Raw genomic sequence first — 9,499 nt, 5'->3', positions numbered from 1 at the left:
GTCAATTTGACAACAACAGCAGAAATTACAAAACCACTTTCAGCTACGGCATGGGAGTCAGCTATGCAGTAACAGATAAGCTATCCGTTCGTACGGGAATCAATTCCGTAAACTTGGAATACAACACCAATGATATTTTGTATTACGAATCCAAAAACATGCAGACCTTACAAAATGTTCGCCGAAACGAAACGGCAGGCATGATACAGGTTGAAGACAAAGACAGTAGAAAATTAGCCTTAAGCGAAGGCAATATAGTTACACAAAAAAGCAGCGGAGCCTTGAGTCAGCGAATGGGTTACATTGAAGTACCAACCGAGCTATCCTACAAATTACTGAATAAAAAATTCGGAATTGAAGTGATTGGCGGAATCAGTACTTTGTTTTTAACACAAAATGAAGTTTCGATTGTGTCTGATCGTCAGGAAATGAAAATTGGTGAAGCAAGCAACCTGAACGACATTCACTTGAGCAGCAACATCGGTTTAGGATTTTGCTACAAATTCAACAAATCATTGGAAGCCAATATGGAGCCGATGTTTAAATACCAAATCAATACGTTCCGTAACAATTCCGGGGATTTCAAACCATACTATATGGGCGTTTTCACCGGAATCAGTTATCGGTTTTAAAATATAGTTAGTTAAATTTTTTAGTTAAGTCAGTTTCTTTCGTGGTGGTTAGAAACGTAAAAAGGCACTCTTTTTGGGTTAAGAGTGTCTTTTTTATTTTTACTATTTACTGCTTTCGAAAACTTCCAACTGATTTAAAATCACAGTACGAACTTTGGCTTTCACCTCACTTTTATGGTCTAAGGTTAAACCTTGGGTTTCTACAGGCGGATGAATTTTAATGCGCATTTTTCCGGGACTTCCGCTAAAAAAGGTAAATGAAAAACGCTCTTTCACATCACCGAAAGTCATCGGCACAATCGGTAATTGATGTTCAATCGCAATTCGGAATGCACCGTCTTTAAAGTCGTCCAATAAAATAGTTTCGTCTTCCGGAACGCCGCCTTCGGGAAAAATACAAATGCTTAATCCTTGGTTGATTCGTTTTTGTGCACGTTCAAATACTTCAAAACGACTTTTAGAACTGTTTCGATCTACCATAATACTGGTACGTTTATAGAAAAAACCGAAGATTGGAATCTTCACCAACTCTTTTTTCCCAACAAACACAAACGGATTGTCTTTCACAATTAAAAGCATCAGCATGACATCCATCATCGAAGTGTGATTCGCGACCAACATATAACTTTTGTGTTTTTCCAACTCGTAATCCTTCTCCAATTCGTAATGAAAACCCATACCATATAGAATGATTCGCGCCCAAAAACGTGCCAACACAAAAAACTGCGGATAGGTTTTCTCTGAAAGAATACTCAAAAACAAAATCGGGAACAGTACGATAATCGGAACTGTCACCAAAACATAAAACCAGATTCGCCAAAGCGTCCAGAAAATAATCTTCAAAAATTTCATAGTTCCAAAAATAACAATTCGGCTGTAAGATTTTCATAAAAGAACTACCTTTGCGAAAATTATTTTTTCATGACTAAAATCTTAACAGGAGTTCAGAGTACTGGAACACCACACTTAGGAAATCTTTTGGGGGCGATTTTACCGGCGATAGAAATGTCGAAAAACCCGCAAAACGAATCGTTTCTTTTTATTGCCGATTTGCATTCGGTAACCCAGATTAAAGATGGGAAAACGTTACGTGAGAACACCTATAGTGTTGCTGCCACTTGGCTTGCCTGCGGATTGGATGTCGAAAAAGTTACTTTTTACCGTCAGAGCGATGTACCACAAACGGCGGAACTGTCTTGGTATTTGAGCTGTTTCTTTCCGTTTCAACGTTTGACTTTAGCACACTCTTTTAAAGACAAAGCCGATCGTTTGGAAGATGTCAATGCTGGACTATTCACCTACCCGATGTTAATGGCTGCGGATATTTTATTGTACGATGCAAATTTTGTTCCGGTTGGAAAAGACCAATTGCAACACATCGAAATTACTCGTGATGTAGCGTCCCGTTTCAACCACCAAATGGGAGAAACTTTTGTATTACCGGAAGCTAAAATCGAGGAAAACATTATGATTATTCCGGGTACCGATGGCGAAAAAATGAGTAAATCGCGTAACAATTTCATCAATATCTTTTTAGATGATAAAGCGCTGCGCAAACAGGTAATGGCTATCGTAACAGATAGTACACCTTTGGAAGATCCAAAAAATCCGGATACGTGTAATGCTTTTGCTTTGTACAAATTATTAGCTACGCCTGAACAAACCGAAGCGATGCGCGCTAATTATTTAGGTGGCAATTACGGCTACGGTCATGCGAAGCAAGCTTTGTTTGAAATTATTGTCGAAAAATTCAAAACCGAAAGAGAACGTTACGATTACTACATCAACAACTTGGACGAATTGGACCGTTTGCTGAAAATCGGTGCTGAAAAAGCGCAAAATGTTGCCAATGGCGTTCTAACTAAAGTTCGTGAAAAATTAGGCTACTAAAAATAGCTAACGCAATACTGAATCCGGATAATCGAATGGTTTTCCGGATTTTTTTTAAATTGCCTCAAACTGTTTTCCAGGTAAGGGACGGATGACACCTTTTAGTTCCATCTGCAATAATAAGGTCGATATTTTATGCACCGGCAATTGGCATTCTATGGCAATTAAATCCAATACTTCTTTTCCGCGTTGCACCAAAAAATCGTAAACCTTTTGCTCTTCGGGTTCCAGTTCGACAAACAATTGTTTTTGTACCGATTTCACTTCAGACTCATTAATATTCCAATTCAGATGATAAATCAAATCTTCGGCTGAAGAAAGCAAATGCGCTCTTTGCGTCTTAATCAACAAATTACAGCCCTGACTGTATTTATCCGAAGTTCTTCCGGGCACTGCAAATACTTCTCGGTTATAATCATTCGCTAAATTAGCGGTGATTAACGAGCCTCCTTTTTCAGCACTTTCAATTACTATTGTCGCTTCGGAAATTCCGGCTACAATGCGATTACGCTTGACAAAATTTTCACGTTCCGGATTGGAAGTACTCCAGAATTCCGTCAGAAAACCTCCGTTGGCTTCCATTTTGGAACAATATTTTTTATGGGATTTGGGATAAATCTGATTGAGTCCATGAGCCAAAACGCCAACAGTCTGTAAATTACAATCCATGGCTGCTTGATGCGCCACAATATCGACTCCATAAGCAAAACCGCTAACAATAACGGGGTTCAAAGGTTGCAACGTTTCGATTAAATTTCGGGTGAAATCTATGCCGTAATTCGTTATGTTGCGTGTTCCGACTATAGAAAGCGTGCGATGTTGCTGTAAGTTGGTTGCTCCTTTTTGAAAAAGAAGTGTTGGTCCGTCAGAACAATGTTTTAATCGCCCCGGATAATTGGGTTCCTTAAAAAAAATTGCTTCAATATTTTGGGATTGAATAAAAGCAAGTTCCTTTTCAGCTTTCTCAAAAACACTTTCATCCGACAGGCGTTCAATCAATTTGTCCTTAAACCGATACATTGATTTAAGTTCCTTCCGGCTGGTTTTAAAAACATTTTCAGCCGAGCCCAATTGGGTTATGAGTTTTTTTGCGGAAATATCCCCGACACCTTCAACTTGTAATAAGGCTAAAGTGTAAAATAGTTCAGTTGTTGTCATGGCGTATAAAACATCAAAGAAAATACTATTTTTTAAAAAATTAAATAAAAACCTACAAAATATTATTCACACAACACAAATTACTCACACACAAAAACTTAGCTCAACTTTAAAATTGTTAATAAAAATTGTTGATAATTTTTGTTCTGCTGTCTTGAATAATTAAATTTGTAAATATGAAGATTGAAAATCACATCGCGGCGCTTTTATATCGGTATCAGTGTGTTACTGTTCCTGGTTTTGGTGCATTTCTAACGGAAATCCAATCGGCTCAGCTGAACGAGAACTCGCATACGTTTAATCCACCTAAAAAAGTGGTATCCTTTAATCCACACCTAAAAAACAACGACGGATTACTGGCTAATCATATCGCTTTGCAAACTAGTATTGCTTACGAAGTTGCTGTAACTCAATTACAAAACGAAGTAGCTGCTTGGGTTGAAAAATTGCAACGCAAAGAATCATTACACTTACAAGATGTGGGATCAATTTCTGTGAATTCAGAATGGAACTGGGTTTTTGAACCGGTAGCTTCAGTTAACTATTTAGCAGATGCTTTTGGTTTGTCTTCCGTAATTTCACCCGCAATTCAACGAGAAGTATACAAAGCAAAAGTGGAAGAATTGGAAGAAAAAGCTCCAATTGTATTCACTCCGGAAAGAAAGAAAAACTACTCCTTCTTGAAATATGCCGCCGCAATTACTTTGTTTTTAGGCGCAGGAGCTTTCGGATTCAATTATTATAACGAGCAGCAAATCGCACAGCAATCGCTTTTGGCTGAAAAAGCGGTTCAGGAAAAAGTACAGCACACCATTCAGGAAGCTACTTTTTTTATTGAAAATCCATTGCCTGCTGTTACTTTAAACCTAAAAGAAAACAATAAAAAACCGTACCATATTGTTGCCGGTTCGTTTCGCAACGAAAGCAATGCCGAACGCATTTTTGAAGATTTAAAGAGCAAGGGGTTTGAACCGATTCGTTTGGAGAAAAATCAGTTTGGTTTGTATCCGGTTTTGTACGGCAGTTTTTCCAGTTATGCGGAAGCTCAGTTGAAAATGAAAGAAATTCAGCAAAGCCACAACAAAGAAGCCTGGTTACTGATTAAAGAACTATAAATTACGAAATCCTCAATATTTGAGGATTTTTTTATTCCATATTTGCTAACTTTGCAAAAAACAATCACAATGCAAGAGAAATTTCCATCCGATTCCCTTACTACTTTAACCGACTTGGTTTTACCCGGTGAAACTAATCCTTTGAACAATTTGTTTGGTGGCGAATTATTGGCACGTGTTGACCGTGCAGCCAGTATTACAGCGCGTAGACATTCCCGCAGAATCTGTGTTACCGCTTCCGTAAACCATGTGGCTTTTAATCGTGCGATTCCTCTGGGAGCCGTTGTAACAATCGAATCGAAAGTTTCAAGAACGTTTACTAGTTCTATGGAAATTGTAATTGATGTTTGGACCGAAGACCGTGAATCAGGCATTAAAAACAGTGCCGGAACCGCGATTTATACGTTTGTTGCGGTGGATGAAACCGGAAATCCTGTTCCTGTACCACCAGTAGTCCCACAAACCGACGAAGAAAAAAGTCGTTTTGATGCTGCATTACGTCGTAAACAATTGAGTCTGATTTTAGCCGGTAAGATGAAACCATCGGATGCTACCGAACTAAAAGCTTTGTTCGCTTAAGTAGAAAATTATATAATAAAAAAGCCGTTCAAAATTTGAACGGCTTTTTTATTTAAGATGATTGTATTACTACTTATCGGTTGATGTAAATCCATCCGGTTCTGGTAATTCCGTCACCAGACTCGATAACATAGAAATAAGTTCCGTCTGGTAACTCACTTCCATTCTTCGACTGTCCGTGCCATTGATTCGTATAACCATTACCATGAGTATACACTTCGCGTCCATAACGGTTTGCAATGGTTAACTTTCTCACATTAAGCGAAGATAAATCAAAGGCTTCATTCAAGCCATCCCCGTTTGGTGAAATACCATTTTGAATGTTACAACTTGTTGAATCTGCGGTAAAATTAACCAATTCCGAGCACGAACCAGAAGCTGTTGCAACAGCTGTACACGAATACGTTCCTGGTTGTGATACAGAAACGGTTAATCCTGTACCAATTACCAATCCAGAGCTGTTTGTCCAGGTGAATGTAGCGTCATCGAAATCATAGTCTCCAATTGCAATAACTTCTAAAACATAGCTTCCGGATTGACATCCTCCCTGAATACCAAATTCTGGAGTTGGAACAATCATGATATCAAAACTACTTTCATCCGAACAGGTATTAGGTGCCGTACCGTTTTCAGCAAAAATGTATAGTGTTTGTGAAGTGGTTATTTCCGCACCAGCTGTCAGCATAACTCCCGTTCCATTAGCACCAGTATAATAATTTCCAATACTCAGCGGCTCAAGAACATAACTGTCACATGCAGTAACATCACTAAGTTCAGGAACAACCGGATAAGGTACCACTGTAATCACAGTAGAAGCAGTATTCGTACATCCTGTCAAAGTAACTACAACCGCATAAGTCCCTTGTAAGGTCGCATTAATAGATGCTGTTGTATCTGGTAATGGAGTTCCATCAAAGGTCCAAGCGAAAGTCGCATCAGTCAAATTAAAATTACCAGGCGTTACACTTAATGTAATGCTATTGGTTTCACAAATTGTGGCATTCGGAGTCAAAGTAAACGCTGGAATCAGATTCACTTTAACATCGAAACTGACAATTTTACGACATCCCGTTGTATTATCCTTAATCGCAGTATAAATAGTTTGTTGTGTTGGAATCGTGTTGGTAAACAACCCTGAAACTGTATCAATCGGATTCAATTCATTTTCCGCATCTGTCTGAGTAAGATAATGGGTAACCGTATAAGCCGTTGGACTTAAACCGTTAAGAATTAAACCGTTGTTTGCAGTCAAATCGAACTGACCGAAATTATCTGTACTACATACTTCTAATGTATTAGGAGTTCCCGGTACAATTTGACTGTACACTTCAATAACCACACTTCCGTTTTGAGAACAAGAACCACCTGTTAATTGTGCTGAAACAGTGTAGGTACCACTTTCAGTAACCACTAAACTTGGTTGGTCTGCGCCTGGAATTAAAACACCGTCTTTATACCATTCGATGATATATCCTGTAGGTGACAAACCTGTATTCAAAGTATAACTTTCCTGATCACAAAGTGCTGTCCCTGCCGATACCAACAAATCGTCACCTAAATCTAAATTACCAATTGAGAAACTTCCTCCTTTAATGAATACAGCTGAATCGTAAAGATTATCGTTTCGGTCTGCAATCACCAATTTAATGTGATACAAATTGTTTGGAACAACCGTTGATTGCGCTGTCATTACCGTAGTCTGTCCGTTAAAATCAATCGGAGCTCCTTCTACGTTTGCGCCGCCATTATAAGCACCAAAATAAGTTGGGTTCGCAGAGGCACATGAGGTATTGTGTTGATTATCTCTAATCGTTACAACGGAAATCGGTGTTGTAGTTCCCGGAACCAACGCCAAGTTAGTAGTTGTTCCTGCGGCTACATCTGTTAAGAAGAAAGCAAATGCATCCGAGAAACTACACTGGAAAGTTCCATATTCTTCTGAAGCAAATAGGAAATCAAAACTCATCTGATCTGCAATCGGAATAAAATCAAACTCTAAAATGGATGCGTTACGATAGGATGTTAACCCTGGATCGATTCCTAACCCTTGAATATAATTAAACAATTGCGTATCTCCTGTCCAAGCTGCTGTTCCTGCAGACAAAGTAGTATCATTCGGTCCTGGAGTAGCCATTGCACTACCGGTAGTCAATACCACACCATCCGCAAATGGGAATCCTGAACCGTTTTGTTGGAAATAGCCAATCCCGTTCGTACTACCAAAATTACTTCCTGTAGACCAGGTAATATTGCTTACAGAAGCACAAGGTGATCCGATTAACACATCTTGCACAAGTTGTTGAACTGTGTGTTGTGTTACGCTAGTTGCAATCGGAGGTAAAATTGTTGCCACACAAAGGTTGAAAGTAACCGTATGCGATACTGCAACATTCGTATAAACACGAATTTTATAAACTTGTCCAACAACTAGATTGTTTGCAATACTGTTATCTGCATCACTGCAATATACCTGAGTTAAACTTCCACATGCACCTTGATATAGTGCATGAACCATGTTTGTAGTTGTTCCGGTAACATTCAATAATTTGATACTATGTGTTGTAGCTGTCGCTGTGAATTCAAACCATACGTCATCATCACTGGTTCCAACACATCCACTAGCTGGCAAAGAAGCCGTAGCTCCTGTAACCGAACCTGGAGTAACCAAAGTACACAAATGGGTATCATTAACAGGCACTACTATCGCATTAGCGCATTCATCATTTTCTGGAATAGTATAAATCGATATAGGCCCAGAAAAATTACTTACATCACCAACACCACACAGTGCACGAATATAGAATACGTATAAAGTTCCTGAAGTCAACGCAGTTCCAGTAACCGTTTGTGTAATCGTGGTAGGATTTGTTGTTACCGTTACCCCAACATCAGTCGCCCCTGGAGCTGGTGACCCTGCTGGCAACACAAATATTTCCCATTGTGTTGCAGGTCCGTTTTCGGTCCAACCTACAGTAATGCTACTAGTTGTTGACGAAACCATTGCTAAATTGGTTGGCTTAGGACATGTTGGAGGCGTACAATCTCCCATTCCTGTATATAGTAATGAGTTTTGCGTTCCTGTTCCTGGTGGTTTTGTATACAATACTTCCGTAAATGGATCTATAATTGACACCCCAACCTCATTGGCAAAACTTCCTCCTGAGTTCCAGAACAATTCAAATGCAATTCCGTCACACAATGGTACCGTAATATTGATTGGTCCTGCTCCTGCGGTAAAGGTTGGCCCTAAAGTCGCCACCACAATTCCGTTCTGCCTTACACTCATCGTGTTTCCGTTCCATCCGTCTCCGAATGTATCCGTCAATCGGAATGTGTAGTTACACTGATTCGCCGGAGGACATATCTTCGTGCTGAATGTAATCGGTCCAACCCATTGGCTCTGATCCGTAGCATTACAGTACGCTCTCACATAATATTCATATTGTGTTCCCGGTGTTAGTGGAGTAACCAATCCCACTGTAAATGGGTTTGTTCCTGCTGGAATAATAGTACTGGCTCCTGTTGGAACTCCCGATCCCGGTGCTTGTACTACAATCTCCCATGCTGTTTCCAAATATCCTGGTGTCCATTGCAAAGTAGCTGTGGTATCTGTAGTACTTACCACTATAGGGTTCGTAGGATTCGGACAAGCCGGCATATCTTCAATAATTACATTGTCGATATACAAACGCCATCCGTCTAATCCTCCTGATGGTACATGCCATGCAATGTTTACGTTCCCTGTATAAGGTACGTTCCCAGGACCTACTAAATTGACAATTCTTTCCACATACGTAATATTGTTGTACGATGCCAAAGGAATTAACGTCTCTGTAAAGTTCGCTGTATTTGGTCCTGTAGTTGATAACACCACTCTGAAGTCATTTGGCTCACCAGCCGATTGCACTCGGTAGTGGAATTTCAAACGCTTTGGTCCCGGTGTAGCACTTAAGTTCAATACTGGAGAAATCAACCAATCATCGTTGGCGCCCGCATTGAAATCTGTAAGCATCATCGCAGATTGATTCCCCTCAAATGGGTTGGTCGCATAATCCATGTTCCAAGCATCAGCATCACCGTTCGCGTTCACCACCGTCCAACATTGTTGTGTTGGTGAAGTCGAGT

General features: G+C 39.7%; 7 protein-coding genes. 4 read left to right on the top strand and 3 right to left on the bottom strand.

Going from position 1 to position 9,499, the window contains the following annotated elements; genetic code table 11:
* On the top strand, positions 1-632 hold a 632-nt coding region (locus RUH60_RS11100), incomplete at its 5' end, for an outer membrane beta-barrel protein (protein WP_313808294.1).
* Between the two features lie 102 nt (positions 633-734).
* Here the strand turns inward: RUH60_RS11100 and RUH60_RS11095 are convergent.
* Positions 735-1,484 (bottom strand): lysophospholipid acyltransferase family protein, encoded by a 750-nt coding sequence (locus tag RUH60_RS11095; RefSeq protein WP_313808292.1) that lies wholly within the window; start codon positions 1,482-1,484, stop codon positions 735-737.
* Positions 1,485-1,553: 69 nt separating this feature from the next.
* Between RUH60_RS11095 and trpS the strand changes: the two genes are divergently transcribed.
* Positions 1,554-2,522, top strand: a complete 969-nt coding sequence (gene trpS, locus RUH60_RS11090; protein ID WP_313808290.1) for a tryptophan--tRNA ligase — start codon at positions 1,554-1,556, stop codon at positions 2,520-2,522.
* A gap of 54 nt (positions 2,523-2,576) precedes the next feature.
* Here the strand turns inward: trpS and dprA are convergent, their stop codons facing one another.
* Positions 2,577-3,680, bottom strand: a complete 1,104-nt coding sequence (gene dprA / locus RUH60_RS11085) for a DNA-processing protein DprA (RefSeq protein ID WP_313808288.1) — start codon at positions 3,678-3,680, stop codon at positions 2,577-2,579.
* 176 nt (positions 3,681-3,856) lie between these two features.
* Between dprA and RUH60_RS11080 the strand changes: the two genes are divergently transcribed.
* Complete coding sequence (locus tag RUH60_RS11080) at positions 3,857-4,795, top strand: SPOR domain-containing protein (RefSeq protein WP_313808287.1); 939 nt, start codon at positions 3,857-3,859, stop codon at positions 4,793-4,795.
* 69 nt (positions 4,796-4,864) lie between these two features.
* On the top strand, positions 4,865-5,374 hold the full coding sequence (locus RUH60_RS11075; RefSeq protein WP_313808286.1) for an acyl-CoA thioesterase: 510 nt from the start codon (positions 4,865-4,867) through the stop codon (positions 5,372-5,374).
* A 73-nt stretch (positions 5,375-5,447) separates the two neighbouring features.
* Here RUH60_RS11075 and RUH60_RS11070 read toward each other — a convergent pair.
* On the bottom strand, positions 5,448-9,499 hold a 4,052-nt coding region (locus RUH60_RS11070), incomplete at its 5' end, for a choice-of-anchor L domain-containing protein (protein ID WP_313808284.1).

It is taken from the genome of Flavobacterium sp. (assembly GCF_032153895.1).
GTDB lineage: Bacteria > Bacteroidota > Bacteroidia > Flavobacteriales > Flavobacteriaceae > Flavobacterium.
This window is presented reverse-complemented; position numbering and strand designations above follow the sequence as displayed.